15 protein-coding genes and 2 pseudogenes are annotated in these 14,618 nt (G+C 63.9%); 3 read left to right on the top strand and 14 right to left on the bottom strand.

The features are described from left to right. Nucleotide 1 precedes the first annotated feature (1 nt). The gene (locus tag ROZ37_RS11480) at nucleotides 2-481 is read right to left on the bottom strand and encodes an arsenate reductase ArsC (RefSeq protein WP_312659496.1); all 480 of its coding nucleotides are present in this window, start codon (nucleotides 479-481) and stop codon (nucleotides 2-4) included. Further along, nucleotides 478-852, bottom strand: a complete 375-nt coding sequence (locus ROZ37_RS11475; protein WP_312659494.1) for a helix-turn-helix transcriptional regulator — start codon at nucleotides 850-852, stop codon at nucleotides 478-480. Before ROZ37_RS11475 ends, ROZ37_RS11480 begins: the two co-directional genes overlap by 4 nt. Nucleotides 853-990: 138 nt before the next feature. Between ROZ37_RS11475 and ROZ37_RS11470 the strand changes: the two genes are divergently transcribed. Further along, nucleotides 991-1,251 (top strand): KTSC domain-containing protein, encoded by a 261-nt coding sequence (locus ROZ37_RS11470; protein WP_312659493.1) that lies wholly within the window; start codon nucleotides 991-993, stop codon nucleotides 1,249-1,251. 90 nt (nucleotides 1,252-1,341) lie between these two features. Here the strand turns inward: ROZ37_RS11470 and ROZ37_RS11465 are convergent, their stop codons facing one another. The 5 genes from ROZ37_RS11465 to ROZ37_RS11445 all read right to left on the bottom strand — a co-directional run bounded on the left by ROZ37_RS11465 (nucleotide 1,342) and on the right by ROZ37_RS11445 (nucleotide 5,121). Next, nucleotides 1,342-1,992, bottom strand: coding sequence for a hypothetical protein (locus tag ROZ37_RS11465; RefSeq protein WP_312659491.1), 651 nt, complete (start codon nucleotides 1,990-1,992; stop codon nucleotides 1,342-1,344). Then, entirely contained in the window at nucleotides 1,992-2,606 is a 615-nt protein-coding gene (locus ROZ37_RS11460) for an SCO family protein (RefSeq protein WP_312659490.1), read from the bottom strand. Before ROZ37_RS11460 ends, ROZ37_RS11465 begins: the two co-directional genes overlap by 1 nt. 8 nt (nucleotides 2,607-2,614) lie before the next feature. Next, nucleotides 2,615-4,102 carry a cbb3-type cytochrome c oxidase subunit I gene (locus tag ROZ37_RS11455; protein ID WP_312659489.1) on the bottom strand — a complete coding sequence of 496 codons (1,488 nt, stop codon included), beginning with the start codon at nucleotides 4,100-4,102 and terminating at the stop codon, nucleotides 2,615-2,617. A gap of 14 nt (nucleotides 4,103-4,116) precedes the next feature. Continuing rightward, entirely contained in the window at nucleotides 4,117-4,647 is a 531-nt protein-coding gene (locus ROZ37_RS11450) for a cytochrome C oxidase subunit II (RefSeq protein WP_312659488.1), read from the bottom strand. 168 nt (nucleotides 4,648-4,815) lie between these two features. Continuing rightward, on the bottom strand, nucleotides 4,816-5,121 hold the full coding sequence (locus tag ROZ37_RS11445; protein WP_312659487.1) for a hypothetical protein: 306 nt from the start codon (nucleotides 5,119-5,121) through the stop codon (nucleotides 4,816-4,818). 406 nt (nucleotides 5,122-5,527) lie between these two features. On the opposite strand from ROZ37_RS11445, the gene ROZ37_RS11440 reads away from it, so the two are divergent. Then, nucleotides 5,528-6,868: a sigma 54-interacting transcriptional regulator gene (locus tag ROZ37_RS11440; RefSeq protein ID WP_312659486.1), complete on the top strand. Its 1,341-nt coding sequence runs from the start codon at nucleotides 5,528-5,530 to the stop codon at nucleotides 6,866-6,868. A 60-nt stretch (nucleotides 6,869-6,928) separates the two neighbouring features. On the opposite strand, the gene ROZ37_RS11435 is transcribed toward ROZ37_RS11440, so the two are convergent. The 3 genes from ROZ37_RS11435 to ROZ37_RS11425 all read right to left on the bottom strand — a co-directional run bounded on the left by ROZ37_RS11435 (nucleotide 6,929) and on the right by ROZ37_RS11425 (nucleotide 11,605). After that, nucleotides 6,929-8,257: a ferric reductase-like transmembrane domain-containing protein gene (locus ROZ37_RS11435; protein ID WP_312659485.1), complete on the bottom strand. Its 1,329-nt coding sequence runs from the start codon at nucleotides 8,255-8,257 to the stop codon at nucleotides 6,929-6,931. 281 nt (nucleotides 8,258-8,538) lie between these two features. Beyond that, nucleotides 8,539-11,208, bottom strand: a complete 2,670-nt coding sequence (gene norV / locus ROZ37_RS11430; protein ID WP_312659484.1) for an anaerobic nitric oxide reductase flavorubredoxin — start codon at nucleotides 11,206-11,208, stop codon at nucleotides 8,539-8,541. A gap of 79 nt (nucleotides 11,209-11,287) precedes the next feature. Continuing rightward, complete coding sequence (locus ROZ37_RS11425) at nucleotides 11,288-11,605, bottom strand: hypothetical protein (protein ID WP_312659483.1); 318 nt, start codon at nucleotides 11,603-11,605, stop codon at nucleotides 11,288-11,290. Nucleotides 11,606-11,697: 92 nt separating this feature from the next. On the opposite strand from ROZ37_RS11425, the gene ROZ37_RS11420 reads away from it, so the two are divergent. Next, the gene (locus ROZ37_RS11420; protein WP_312659482.1) at nucleotides 11,698-11,934 is read left to right on the top strand and encodes a hypothetical protein; all 237 of its coding nucleotides are present in this window, start codon (nucleotides 11,698-11,700) and stop codon (nucleotides 11,932-11,934) included. Nucleotides 11,935-12,024: 90 nt separating this feature from the next. Here ROZ37_RS11420 and ROZ37_RS11415 read toward each other — a convergent pair whose 3' ends face one another. From ROZ37_RS11415 to ROZ37_RS11400, 4 genes and pseudogenes are all read right to left on the bottom strand, one after another. After that, entirely contained in the window at nucleotides 12,025-12,648 is a 624-nt protein-coding gene (locus ROZ37_RS11415; protein WP_312659480.1) for an ABC transporter substrate-binding protein, read from the bottom strand. Between the two features lie 246 nt (nucleotides 12,649-12,894). Beyond that, a pseudogene (locus ROZ37_RS11410) lies at nucleotides 12,895-13,365 on the bottom strand (IS3 family transposase); the annotation flags it as partial. A gap of 28 nt (nucleotides 13,366-13,393) precedes the next feature. Beyond that, nucleotides 13,394-14,422 carry an IS630 family transposase gene (locus ROZ37_RS11405; RefSeq protein ID WP_312659478.1) on the bottom strand — a complete coding sequence of 343 codons (1,029 nt, stop codon included), beginning with the start codon at nucleotides 14,420-14,422 and terminating at the stop codon, nucleotides 13,394-13,396. Nucleotides 14,423-14,477: 55 nt separating this feature from the next. Beyond that, nucleotides 14,478-14,618, bottom strand: a pseudogene (locus ROZ37_RS11400) (IS3 family transposase); the annotation flags it as partial.

Raw genomic sequence — 14,618 nt, 5'->3', positions numbered from 1 at the left:
GTCACGCGGAGAGACGGCCGATGCGTTCGAGTTCCGCCTGGAAGGCGGCCGGATCGTGTCGGACCAGGTTTTCGGGTAATGCCAGAAACGCTTCGATACGCGTGCGCAGCACGCGATAAGCGTGTTCGAACGCGGCATCGATCTCGGCCTCGCTGCCGGTCGCCTGCGCCGGATCGGCCACCCCCCAGTGCACCCGGCGCGCCGAGCCGAGATAGACCGGACAGGTTTCGCCCGCGGCGCTGGCGCAGACGGTGATGACGAGATCGGGGACGGTCGGGAACGCGCCCCACGACTTGCTGTGCAGCCCTGCCGTCGGAATGCCTTCGCGCTGGAGCAGCGCCAGCGAGCGCGGATGCACGTAGCCGGCCGGATGGCTGCCGGCGCTCATCGCCCGCATGTCTTCCGGCGCGAGCGCATTGAAAGTCGCCTCGGCGAGAATCGAGCGGCACGAGTTGCCGGTGCAGAGGAAGAGCACGTTCATCGTTCGGTCGTCGCCGCGGCGTGGGCCGGTTCTTTGCAGCCGGGGAGTCGCGCGGCGACGCCTCGACTGCCGGAGCAACCTTCGGGCAGACCGCTGCAGCAGTTCTCGGTCAGGAAGCCGATCACTTCCGCCATCAGCCCGAGGCTCGCGCGATAGCGCTGAAAGCGCCCTTCCTGCTCGACGTCGAGGAGCCCGGACTGCGTCAGCGTGCGCAGGTGAAACGACAGGCTGCTGGGCGCGATGTCGAGCGCGGCCGCGATCTCCCCCGCGACGAGTCCCGGGGGCCCCGCCTTCACGAGCAGCCGGAACACGTCGAGACGCACGCCCGACGACAGGCTCTCGAACACGGCAAGCGCGGCTTTCTGATTCATTCTTCCACTCTTCGACAATTGTGGAAGGATTGTAGGGTCGGGTCGTCGAGACGGTCAATAAAATTACCGAAAGCCGGCCTAAACTTTCGGGCGCAGCACCAGCCGCACGAGGACGATGGACAAGACCGGGAGTTGGCGATGGAAATGAAACGCATCAGTTCGGGCAAGCTCCGCGCGATCGGGTACGACGCGGGCCAGCGCACGCTGAGGGTCGAGCTCGACGACGGAAGCCGGATCGACTACAGCGGCGTCGGGGAAGAAATCTGGCGCCGGCTGTCGAGTTCCGGCTCGGCGTGGAGCTACTACCGCGACAACGTCGAGGAGGAATTCTCCGGCCGCAGGGCCTCGGCGAGTCAGGAGAAGAGGGCGAACCCGCTCGACGAGCTGTTCAAGAAGTAAGGGGCGGCGGACGGTCACGGGAAGGGGGAAAAGCTGGCGATCGTGCGCCCTGCCCGCCTCCCGTCGGTCGCGGAGGCGACCTGTACGCACTCACGTTCCGCCCGCTTGCCCGGTCGGTTCCGTGTCGACCGCGTCGCGCTCGGATGATGAGCTCTGCAACGAGGCCGGGTTGCCTTTTCCGCCGACGAACAGCGAGCCGAGCCAGCCGACGAACATCAGCACCGCGATCCAGACCATCAGCCAGCCGGTGCTCTCCTGCTGATCGACGAGATAGCTGTTGCACACCCGCACCGGCGCGGCGATGTAGAGCCAGCCGAGGACGGCGAGCATGCTGAAGAAGTTCGTCCACACGAAGCCGCGGCCGAGCGTGCCGAGCCGTCGCCACGCGAGCGCGAGCGGCAGGCCGACGAGGACCGGCAGGCTGACGAACTTCGCCGCTTCGACGGCTCCGCGCGCGAGCGCCTCGTCGAGCGCGCGCGGCAGCATCCAGTAGCTCGACGCGAAAGTCGCGAGCAGCACGCACGGGACGATGCCGCCGGCGCGGTCGAGCAGCGCGTCCTGCGTGCGTTCGGGCAGCAGGCGGCACGCGACGAAACCGAGCGCGGCGAGGAGCGGGATCTGCGCCAGCATGTGGGCGCTCATCGTCGCTTCGAGCCACGCACGCGCGGGTGGCGTCGCGAGCAGCAGATACAGCACGCCGGCTGCCCACGCCAGGTGCCGGCGACAGCCGCGCGCCGGCATCACAGCTTCTCCCGCACCTTGCCCGCGAAGGCGAGCGGCTCGTCGAGATCGCTGATTTCCACGAGTCGCCCGTCGCGGCCGACGAGATGGATCGCCGCGTTGTGCTCGAAGCCGCCGAAGCGGTCGGATATCACGACGACGCCGAAGGCGGCGAGCAGCGCCGCGAGTTCGCCCGCGTCGCGCACGCGCGCGAGCCGCCAGTGCTCGCCGTCGGCGCCGAAGTTGCGGCCATACGCCTTGAGGCTCGCCGGGTCGTCGCGCTCCGGGTCGAAGCTGATGCTGAGCAACGCGAAGTCGCGTTCCAGCGCCTCGGGCGGGACGGCTTCGCGGATCTGTCGGAACGCGAGGCCCAGGCTGCGGCAGACCGTCATGCAGCGGGTGTAGATGAACTCGACCGCGAGCAGCCGTCCGCGGTAATCCTCCAGGCTGAAGCGCCGCCCGTCCTGATCTTCGAGCACGACCGTCGGCACGGGTCGCGGCGAGCGCAGGATATCTGCCCGCCGCGCGGCTTCGGCGGTGTACGCGCTGAAGCCGTCGGTGCCCCACCAGAACGCCGCGGTCCCGCACGCGACGACGAGTGCCGTCGAGACGAGGCCGCGGACGAGCGTGCTCATTGCGGGCTTCAGACGAGCGCGCTGCCCGCGACGGGTGCGCGCTGATAGTCGCGCCGCGCGAGCCCGATGCGCGAGAAGAAGCGCACGACGAAGAGCAGCGACGACGCGATGACCAGCGCCGCGAACACCGACGCGATGCGGTCGTACGGCACCCATTCGGGCAGATGCACCGCGTAGCGGCGCGCGACGCTTTCCTTGCCGGAATACAGGAAGCTCATCGTGAAGCCGAGCACCGACGACGTGAAGAGCCAGAACGCGATGCGGTCGATCAGGCGATCGTCGGCCTCGTGGTCCGGCTTGCCGAGGTAATACATGAAGCCGAACACCATCGTCACCATGCCGAGCAGCAGGTAGGTGTGGAAGTGCCCGGGCACCCACAGCGTGTTGTGCATGACGTAATTGACGGTGATCGTCCCGTCGATGAAGGCCGGCATCGCCCCCGCCGCCCAGCCGAACAGCGACAGGAAGAGCAGCTTCGATGCCATGTCCCAGCGGATGCCCGAGCGATAGACGATCATCAGCGCACCGTAGCCGGTGACGATGAGGATCGGCACGGTGTTGAGATAACCGATGATGTGGCCCATCACCAGCATCCAGGTCGGAAACGCGAAGTCCATCAGCAGGTGGTGCGGGAAGATGAACATCACCATCAGCGTCGACGCGGTCCAGGACGCGAGGAACACCTTGTTCGACTTCCACGGCCGCTGCGTGTAACGCGGCAGGATCTCGTAGACCGCGATCACCGCCATGTAGATCGTCGCGTTGATGAAGACGTGGCCGAAGAAGTAAATCATCCCCTTGGCGAGCAGCGGATCGATGTCGAAGCTGGGCACGTAGAGGTTCACCAGCATCATCGTCAGGATGCTCGCGCCGACGACGAGGCCGACGAGGTTGACGATCGTGACCATCGTGCTCGCGACCACGGTCGGCGGCGGCGCCTTGCCGTCGTCGTGGCCGAAGAGCTGCGGCCAGCCGAGTGCGCGCGCGAAGTTGCCGTAGCGGGCGACGATCGCGCGCGCGATGTCGAGGTGAAGCAGCACGAAGCCGACGCCGATCACGAGCATCCCGCCCATGAAGAGCGCGGCTGCCCCGGGCGTCCACGTTCCCATCGACTTTCCGGGCAGCGGATACAGGAAAGTCCAGCCGCCATGGAAATGCCCGAGCAGCACGCTGGCGAGGACCATCCCGACCCCAGCCAGAAACAGCACCAGGTTCGCGACGAAGATGCGCGGTGACAGGTCGACGTACTGGCGCAGGAAGTGCCACATGATCGCCGCGCCGGCGATCGCCGCGATGCCGACCATGCCGGCGCCGTGCAGCGTCAGCAGTTCGTAGAAGCGCAGCGCGCCGATCGAGATCCACTGCGCCTGTTCGAGCCGCATCAGCAGGCCGAAGGTCATCATCAGCAGCAGCACGACCGCGGATGTCACCAGATAGGCCAGCACGCCAGCCTTCGCCCCGTGATCGGGGCTGTGTTCGTAAGTGTAGGTCGCCACGTTCGTCTCCTCCCTCATTCGCCGCCGACGTGGATCTCGGCCAGCATGTTGTGGTGTGCGAGGCCGCAGTACTCCATGCAGAGGATCCGGTACGTCCCCTCTTCGCCGAACGTGTGGCGCAGCGTGTTGGTGTAGCCGGGCATCGCCTGCGTCTGCGCGACCAGGCGGAGGTCAGCGTCGTAGATGCCGAAGCTGTGATTGACGTCGGCGCTGGTGACGCGGAATTCGACCGGCTGCCCGGCCGCGACGCGGTCCCGGCTCAGCTCCCAGCGCCACTGGTGGCCGGTGGCCTCGACGACCTGCGCCGGGCCGGACCCCGGCGAGGCGCGGCTTGCGCCGTACGGAAGCTCGAACAGCGTGTAGATCATCGCCGGCCCGAAGGCCAGCACCACGACCCAGAACAGTCGCGTACGCAGGCGATAGGCCCGCTTTTGCAGCGGTGCGTAGTCGTCCTCGCGGCGCCCGGAGCGGATCGCGACGAACGCGAATCCGAACGCCACGAACGCCATGAGCACCAGCGATATTTGCCAGGCGATTGCTTGCACGGTGAAGTCTCCTGTCCATGCGGTTTTCGTCGGGACGGTGCGTCCCCCCACCTTCACACAGCGAGCCCCATGCCATCTTCTCTAACCGCTTGATGCTCTTCGCTTTTGGATCCGCTCGGGGCTGTTGAATCAAGTTTCGAATTGCCACTGAACGTTCATCGTGGACGTTCAATCTGAACGGGGGGTGGAACAGGCAGTTGTGTCACCAGCAGCCATCTGCGAAGCGGAACCGATCGTGATCCGACGCCTCGATGGTCGGCAGGCGTGCAGGCGTGCAGGCGTGCAGGCGGCGATGTTGTCGTAGATGACCATGTTGCCGTCCAGGCCGGGCATCAAATAGTCACCCTCAGGATAGTCGGCTACATCGGATATCACAGGAATATGACCATGACCCAACGCGTCCTCATCACCGCCGGCGCGAGCGGAATCGGTCTCGCGATCGCCGCGTTGGCCGTCTTCCTTGCCGGTTCGCATGCCCGCACCATCTCCGGCCAGATGTTCCCGATCGACGGCGATTCGAAATCGTCTCGACGACTACGCGCTCGTTGAACGGCTGAAGGAGCATGTGGCCGCCGGGTCGGCTTGCTACGCGCGACTGCTGGACCTCGTGATGTTTCCGAGCGCATCCCCGGGGGCGGAACAGCGTTCACCATCCAGCAGACACGCCGCGGTGAGTCGAGAAAGCGGCCATGCCATGCGGGCAAGCCGCCCCGTTCACGATGCCAACGGGCTCTGTTTTCCAAGGCTCGGCGCGCTGCCTCTGCCTTCAATCGCTTGATGTCCATCATTTTTGGATCGGCTCGCGGCTGTTCAAATAAGTTTCGAATGGTCACTGAACGTTCACTGCGGACGTTCCATCTGAATGCTAGGGGGAGTGTGGATGCCGTCTTTGACGACGCTAAGGGTGTTTCTCGACAGTCTCGAGGAAGGCGTGATGTTTCTCGACGCCGCCCGCCGCGTGCTCGAAATCAACAGTGCGGCGGCGCGGATGATCGGGGTCGATTCCCAGCGCGTCGCCGACGAGCTGTGCCCGACGCTCTTTTCCGGAACACCCTGCGCGCGCGCGTGCGTGGCGCGCGGGTCCTGCTCGCTGACGCCGGAAAAGGGCGAAGCCGGCAAGATCCAGGACATCGTGCTGAAGTCCCCGGAGGGCCGGGACGTGCCGCTGCGCATGTGGGCGATGCTGCTGCCCGAAAATGACGCCGGCCTTTACTGCGCGATCATCCTGCGCGACCGCTCGCGTGAGGTCGAACTCGAAGCCGAAGTGCGCGACCGCTGGCAGCTCGGCGGACTGACGGGCCGCAGCCGTGCGATGCAGGATTTCTACCAGAAGGTGCTGCGCGTCGCCGCGAGCGAGGCGAACGTGCTCGTCACCGGCGAGAGCGGCGTCGGCAAGGAACTCGTCGCCCGCGCGGTGCACGACAACTCCACGCGTGCGAAAGGTCCGTACATCGCGGTGCACTGCGCGTCGCTGCCTGAGAACCTGCTGGAAACCGAGCTGTTCGGTCACGCGAAAGGCGCGTTTTCGGGCGCGACCGCGGCACGGCCAGGGCGCTTCGAGGCGGCCAACGGGGGCACGCTGCTGCTCGACGAGATCGGCGAAATTTCGCCCGCGACGCAGACGAAGCTGCTGCGCGTGCTGCAGGAACGCGAGATCGTGCGCGTCGGCGAAAACCTGCCGCGCAAGGTCGACGTGCGCGTCGTCGCGGCCACGCACCGCGACCTCGCCGGCATGGTCGCCCGCGGCGAGTTCCGCGAGGATCTGTATTACCGCCTCCACGTGCTGCCGCTGCACGTGCCGGCCTTGCGCGAGCGTCGCGAGGACATCGCGCTGCTCGCGAGCACGCTGCTGCACGAGCTGGCCGAACGCTACCGCCGCCCGGACCTGCGCCTGTCGCCCCAGACGATCTCCGAAATGGAGTCGTTCTCGTGGCCGGGCAACGTGCGCCAGCTCTTCAACTCGCTCGAATACGCGGTCGTGAACTCCGACGGCCCGTTGATCCTGCCGGAACATCTGCCTCCGGAGGCAACGATCGCGACGCCGGACCGCAGGACGGCGCCGCGTCCGGTGACGCGCTACTACACGCCGCCCGCGACCGAGGGAGACGAGCGCAGGGAAATCCTGCGCGTACTCGCCGAGTCGGGCGGAAACCGTGCGGAAGCGGCGCGCCGCCTCGGGATGTCGCGCACGACCTTGTGGAAGCGGCTCAATCAGATGTGAGCGTTCGAGGACGGCGCGCGGCAGCCGCCGGATTCCGTCCATCCCGCGGGACTCATCGGCTCATCGCATGTCGAACAGCTCCTGATGGAAGTTGTCCGGTGAGAAACTCCTGGCGGTGAAGCCCTCCCGCAAGGCCTGGCCGAAGCGTGCCGGCCCGCAGAACCAGATGTCCGCCTCCGACCATTGCGGCACCGTATTGCAGATGCGCTTCACGTCCAGCCGCCCGTCGCGGCTCGACACCAGCACATGCAGGTTGACGCCCGCGGCCTCGGCGTCGCGCGTCAGGCGGCCGATGAACTCCTCGTCGGGTTCCGCGGTGCTGTAGAAGAGATCCACGTTGCGGCCGTCCGCTTTGGCGGCCAGCGCCTTCATCCGCGCGATGAAGGGCGTGATGCCGATCCCGCCGCCGACCCAGATCTGCCGTGTCTTGCCGCTTGTGAAATCGAACCGCCCATACGGGCCTTCGACGACGACGAGATCGCCGATCTGCAGCAGGTCCGGGAGACGCGCCGTGTAGTCGCCGATGCCCTTGATCAGGAAGAACAGCCGGCCGTCGTCGGCCCATCCCGACGAGATCGTGAAGGGATGTGCGCCCTCGGCCGAATCGAAGGTGACGAAAGCGAACTGGCCCGCCTGATGCCCGGCCCAACGGTCCTCGAAGCGGATGCCGACCTTCAGCACCCGGTTGTCCGGGAAACGCACCAGCTCGTCGATCTCGCCGACTGCCCGGCGGCGACGGCCGAGACGGCCTGACAAGGACACCGCCGCTCCGACCGTGCCGCCGACCATCAGCAAGACCATGACCGGCCCGACCGCATGCCCCCAGAAGTCGAAGGGCATCAGCATCACCGAGTGGACGACGAGGAACAGATAGACGATCGCCAGCAGCCGATGGGTTTTGAAGAAGAGCCGGTAGGGGAAGCGCTTTGTGAGCGCGAGCACGATCAGCACGACGGCAGCGTAGAAGGCCCACTCCCCGATCGACTCCGCCAGCCCGCGCTGCTGCTCGAAGAAGCTCAGGATGGGATCGGTTTGGGCCGGGGCGGGCACGCGTTTGGGCTTCACCAGCCAGCCCCAGCCCACGGCCCACTTCGTGCCCTGTGCCCACAGCCAGTGGATGACGGACATCACCAGTCCCGTGATTCCGAGCCACTTGTGCAGCCGATAAGTCTTGTCCAGCCCGCCGAGCGCTGGCTCCACCAGCACTGGCCGCAGCGCGAGCATCATGCCAACGCTCATCACGCCGATGCCGATGATGCCGGTGTAGTTGATCGCCAGCTTGCGCAAAGCGAAATATTCGTAGCCGTTCGGCAACAGCGGGTCGGCGACCCACCATAGCAAGCTGAGCAGCACGATGAGCCCGAGGTACGCGAGCTTAATCTTCTTCATCGCCTCAATCCTCCGCCGGTTTTCGAATTCCGTTCACCGCGAATCGGATTCTCCCTACTCGCGACTACGGAATCATTGTCGGCGGACCGACATCGGGCTGCCTTGCTCTAAAACAAGTGGATCGGGAAGGCGGTGGTGGACGTCGCGAGTGCGACGGTTCGGCCTCGATGCGGCCGGAGGTGAAGGCGTCGCCGCGACTTCCATCGCGGCGACGCGAGCCCGGCCACCATCGCTCGGCTGCCGGGCTCGATTGCCGTCGACCTTCCGGCCGACGGTCCGGCTCAGAGCAGCGCCGGCAGTTGCTGCAGCAGCGCCATCCCCTTGCCGACGTGCTGCCCGGTCACGACGTATCCGACCAGCCGGCCGTCGTCGTCGTGCGCCTTGCCGGTGAGGCCCGTTTCGTCGGCATCGACCGCCCACTGCAGGCCGTCCGCGACCGTGACGCCCGCAAGCTGGATCGGGAGCGCGGGAGTCTTCACCAGCGTCGGCATCGCGGGCAGACGAAGCGCCGTAGTGTCGCCGGCGAGAGTCTTGGCCAACGCCTGCGCCGACAGCGACAAGGGATGCATGAATGGCAGCACCATGCCTTCGATCTCGGCGCAGTCGCCGAGCGCGTAGATATGCGGGTCGCTCGTCCGCAGCTGCGGATTCACCTTGATGCCGCGGTTCACGTCCAGGCCGGCGTCGCGCGCGAGTTCGATCCGCGGCCGCAATCCGGCTGTCGCGACCACCGTATCCACTTCGAAGCTTTCTCCATTGGAAAGCTGCACGACGATGCCGCCATCGCTCGAGTCGATCCGCGCGATGCTGTCGCCGAGGTGTAGCTGGCATCCCTTCTGCGCGAGCCGGGTTTCGAGCTCGCGGCTGACGAAGTCGGGCAGCAGCTTCGCGAGGGTGCGCGGCGCGACGTCGGTGAGGCGCACCTGCAGCCCGCTTTCGGCGAGGTCGAGTGCGACTTCGGTGCCGGTGAGGCCCGCGCCGATCACGAGTACGCGCTCGCCCTGCGCGAGCTGTTCCAGATACCGTTCGTAATCCGCGAGGTTGTTCAGCGTGATCACCCGCCCCGCCGCGCTCCCCTGCAGCGGTGGAATCCACGGATCGGCGCCGAGCGCGAGGACGAGATCGCGGTATGGCCGCACTTCATCGTCGAAGCTGATTGTCTTGTTGTCCGGATCGATCGCGTCGACTTGGGTGTGCGCGAGGATCGTGATGTTGAACTCGCGCGCGATCTGCTCGGGCGTGCGCTGCACGAGATCCGACGGGCCGAGCTTGCGGCTGAAACCGTGGACCAGCTGCGGCTTCGGATAGTCCGAGCCCGCGTCGGCGGTGATCACGAGCACCGGCGTGTCCGCATCCTGGGCACGGAACGCGCGGACCAGCTGGTACGCCGCGCTGCCGCCACCGACGATCACGACCGGCGCGGGTTGCAGGTCGCGGTCCGCGGACACTTGGCTGGCGACGCTCCCATGCGTGTTCAACGGGTCGAATTCCGACTTGCCGAGCAGGCACTCGGGGCACAGGAAAGTCTCCGGCACTTCCGACCACGGCGTGCCGGCGTGCACGCCCTGCCCCGCTTCGCCCTTCGCCGGATCGTAGATCCAGCCGCAGGTCCTGCAACGCATCGATCCTTCTTCGACGGCTGCGGCGAGCGGGGTCTTTGCGGGTGCCGCAGTGGGTTTCGCGTCCTTGCGCTTCGGCGCCGAAGACCGCTTGATCGACGACGCTTGTTCCGGTGCCGCGGCTTCCGCCGGCTCCCACTCGCCGCGCCACTGCCGCGCAATGTCGCGGCCGAATGCGAGGCATTCTTCCAGCGCGCCGTCGGTCGGTTTCCACAGTGCCTCGATTCCGCCGCTGACGGCGAAGCCTGCTTCCTCGAGCCGCTGTCCGATCCGATCCACCGCGCCGCCGGCCCAGCCGTGTGCGCCGAACGGTGCTGCATGTTTACCGCGGAAGCGCAGACCGCGCAGTTCCTCCAGCAGCGCCGCAACCTGCGGCAGCATGCCGTTGTTGACCGTCGGCGATCCGACCAGAATGCCCTTCGACTTGAACACCTGCGTCAGCACGTCGTTCTTGTCGGTGTTCGCGAGGTTGAACATCTTCACCTCGACAGCCGGGTCCTCCTGGCGGATGCCCTTCGTGATCGCCTCGGCCATATGGCGCGTGCCGTTCCACATCGAGTCGTAGACCAGCGTGATCTGGTTTTCCTGGTAGTCGTCCGCCCACGCGAGATATTGCTCGACGATCTGCGCCGGGTTGTCGCGCCAGATGATTCCGTGCGCGGTGCAGATCATCTCGAGCGGCAGATTGAACGACAGGACTTCGTGAATCTTCGCGGTCACGCGGGAGCTGAACGGCGTGAGGATGTTCGCGTAGTACTTGAGGCACTCGGCGCGCAATTCCTCTTGATCGACGAGATCGTTGAACATCTGTTCGCTGGCGTAGTGTTGACCGAACGCGTCATTGCTGAACAGCACCGCTTCGCCGGCGAGGTAAGTCATCATGCTGTCCGGCCAGTGCAGCATCGGTGCTTCGACAAAGACCAGCTGCTTGCCGTTGCCGAGATCGAGCGTGTCCCCGGTCTTGACGATCTGGAAATTCCAGTTCTTGTGATAGTGCCCCTTCAGGGATTTGACTCCGTTTTCCGTGCAGTAGATTGGCGTGCCCGGAATTCTCGCGAGCAATGCCGGCAGCGCCCCGCTGTGATCGCTTTCGGCGTGGTTCGCGATGATGTAATCGATCTTGTGGAGGTCGATTTCCTTCTCGAGATTGTCGACGAATTCCTGCGCATACGGGGTCCAGACGGTGTCGATCAGCGCGACCTTTTCCTCGCGGACGAGATAGCTGTTATAGCTCGAGCCTTTGTGCGTCGAATATTCCGAGCCGTGGAATTCGCGCAGTTCCCAATCCTGCTTGCCGACCCAGGTGATGTTGCCTTTTACCGCAAACGACATTTGATGCTCCTGATTCAATGACGGTGAACGCGCCTCGAACAGGAGGCGCATCTAAAAAAAGCGCGATCGATTCAGTCGATCACCCGCGGATGTAAAGGCTCAGATGACGCAATTGCGCGCCCGGATTGTTTCGATATTCAACGAGTTCCTTTTGCACTTCGGCCCGGGTCTTTCCGCTCCGGCTGCCAGCCTGCCCGACCTCGTGAATCCATCCCGGCTCGCCGCCGACATAGCGCCAGTCCGCCGTGGAAAGGCCTTGCTGCGCGGTGCTTGAAGCGGACGCGGCGTGGGTGCTCCTGGCGCCATTTGCAGTATTCGGCGCGGAGTCGGCGACGGCGAGCGAGGTCCCGAGAGCGGCGACCAGACCGATAACGATGTTCCGGATTTGTTTCTGCATTTTCATCTCCTGAATTAGTGGGTAATTGCCATGCTTCAAATGTGCCGGATGCGTTTCAATTGCATCGAGATTCAGTCTAGGCATCGAGATGAATGCAAAACTTGATTTATGTTAGTTTGCGCAAATTTAAATATTCCCATCATATCGACGAGGAATTACGGGCGAGTTCTTATTTTCAGGCAAAAAAAATTGATCGAGAACGCGCCAGACAAGGCGAACTCTCGATCAAAAACGATGCTCAATCCGATCGAATTTCGGAATTGGCTCTTTCAGCGATATGGGAAAAATGGGATTCTGTTTCTGATTTTGATTGCTATTTTCGAAGATGATTATCGCGGCACTCTAATTATCTGAACGTCGGCGCGGCGCTGATTGCGCGACATGCCCGCTGGACCGAAGAACGAATAATCGTTCAGCGCTCAGGACTGCGTCGTCTGGGCAAACTGGCGTTCCTTCGTCTCCAGTGACTTGATCAGACCGTCTATTCCCCCGAGACTGATTTCGCGCGCGAAAGTCCCGCGGTAGTTCGTCACCAGACTGACGCCGGCGACGACGATGTCGAAAATCTTCCAGCCGTCGGGGCGCAGTTCGAGAACGTAATCGACGGATACCGGCTGACCGCCCGGCTGGTGAATTTCCGTCTGAACTCGTGCGCTCTTCTCGGCGGGATCAAGGCGCAGCGGACGCACCGAAACCGTCTGATCCCGATACTGCGTCAGCGCGTTCGAATACGTCCGCGTCAGCATTCCGTAGAAAGCATCGGTCAGCCGCTTCTGCTGTTCGGGCGTCGCTGCGCGCCAATCGCGCCCGACCGCAAGCATCGTCATCCGCCGGAAATTGAAATGCGGCAGGACCGCCTCCTGCACCAAACGCACCGTGCCGGCCGTATCACCACCGCGCGCCGGCTTATTGCTCCGAAGAATGTCCACGACCTCGTCACACAGCTTGGTGATCAATTGATCAGGAGCCGGCCCATTCGCGGAAACGCCGAAAGGCAATAATGTCAGCACGGAGAAGCACAGGGTGAAGAAAGCGGATTTCATGATTTTCCTAATCAGCAACGCATCGTAAGCGGTCTCATGATGCGTCTAAGCGAGATGCGTGCCAGTTCGCGCAAGTTACTGAGTTGAAAAGATATCAGTGTGAAAATGCGGGTGAATCCGCAATGGCGCTTGCAGGAGTTGAACGTTCAGTTTGAACGTTCAGCTGAACGCGCTGCGTCGATTGACGCTTACTGAAAGGCGTCGCCGCTGAGGTTTGGAACGCGAGACTGAATCGCCCCGGGTTTCCTAGACGGTCCCGTTCTTCAAAAAACACTGCCGCTCGAACTCTACCGGCGAGAGCTGGTTGGTGAAACCGTGGCGTCGTCGTGGGTTGTAGAAGAGCTCGATGTAATCGAACACATCCGAGCGCGCCTGCGCCCGATCCGTGTAGATCTTTCGCTTGATCCGCTCGCGCTTGAGTAGCTGAAAGAAGCTTTCCGCCACCGCGTTGTCGTGGCAGTTGCCGCGTCGGCTCATGCTTGGCACCAGCCGGTGCGCCTTCAGGAAGTCTTGCCAGTCGTGGCTGCTGAATTGGCTGCCCTGATCCGAATGCACCACCACCTCCTCGGTGGGTTTGCGACGCCACACTGCCATCAGCAAGGCGTTCAACGCCAACTCCTTGGTCATCCGCTCACCCATCGACCAACCGACAACCTGACGGGAGAACAGATCGAGCACCGCGCACAGGTACAGCCAGCCCTCGTGGGTCCGGATGTACTAATGCGTAAGTTGGTTACCGGATATGTTATTCGGCCGCATAGCGGGTGCTAGGGTGCCTGAAGAACGCGCGAACGAGGTCCGGCATTTTCTGCAGAGAGCGCAGAAACCGGATTGCGAGTTTTTTCATTTGGTCAGGTCCATTGATGATGCTGCGGCCCATTTTGTGTCCCTTCAGATGCGCCCAGACGTGCTCGTCGGGATTCAGATCGGGCGAATAGGCCGGCAGACGGAACAAGCGCAGCTTGCCCTCAAGTCCCTCAACGAATTTCCTGACCTTGGCGCTGCGATGCACCGGATGACCATCGACGATCAGGAAAATCGGCTTGGTGCTGCCCTGGACGAGCCGTTTCAGGAATTCAATGAACACGTCGGCGGTGACGTTGCCTTTATTGCACATGAAGCGCAGCTGCCCCTTGGGACTGATCGCCGAGATCAGGTTCACCTTGAACCGTGCGCCCGTTGTCTTGATGACCGGGGTGGCCCCCACCGGCGCCCAGGTCGTGCCGCTGTGGTAGTCCGAGCGTACCGCGGCTTCGTCGCCAAAAAAGATCTCCGCGCCGGCCGCCTTCGCTTCTGCGCGAATGCGCGGAAACTCGTTCTTGATCCAATCGGCGACGAGTTCCGGATCGCGTTGGTAGGCACGCATCAAGGGACGCTGCGGCGACAAGCCCAGCTTGCGCAGCAATCGACCGACGCTGACCTCCGAGAGCGCCACCTTGAACTGCTTGCGGATGAGCTCACGCACCATCGCGCGCGTCCACAGGGCGAATTCGAATTTGAACTGCTGGGGGTTGGACAGCGTAATCGTGCGGTACAGCCAATCCAGCGCCTTGCCGTCCAGTTTGGGCGCCGCACCAGGCACTGGCTTCGCCCTCAAGGCATCGAGCCCACCTTCCCGGTACAACGCCAACCATTCGTAAATACGGGCGCGAGAAAACCCCAGCGCCTTAATTACGACTTCCGGCGACTCACCGGCCTCGACACGTTGCACTGCTCGAATCCGCATCTCCTCGAGCGTGGCATGCGACAGCGAACGACCGTCTCTCTTTTCCATGCTGAATTATCGCATGTCACCAATAATCAATGTCCGGTAACCAACTTACGCCTTAGTAAGTGATGTCGGTCACCCAGCTCTTGTTCGGAGCTGTCGGGGCAAACTGACGCTCGAGCAGATTCGGCGCGACCACCGCCGGCCGGCCACCGTAGCGACCAGGGCGGCGTCCATAGCCGGTGTGTGAGCGCAACCCCGC

The sequence above is a fragment of the Aromatoleum sp. genome, assembly GCF_032027225.1.
Lineage (GTDB): Bacteria > Pseudomonadota > Gammaproteobacteria > Burkholderiales > Rhodocyclaceae > Aromatoleum.
The sequence above is the reverse complement of the archived record's forward strand: the minus strand, read 5'-3'. Positions and strand labels throughout refer to the sequence as shown.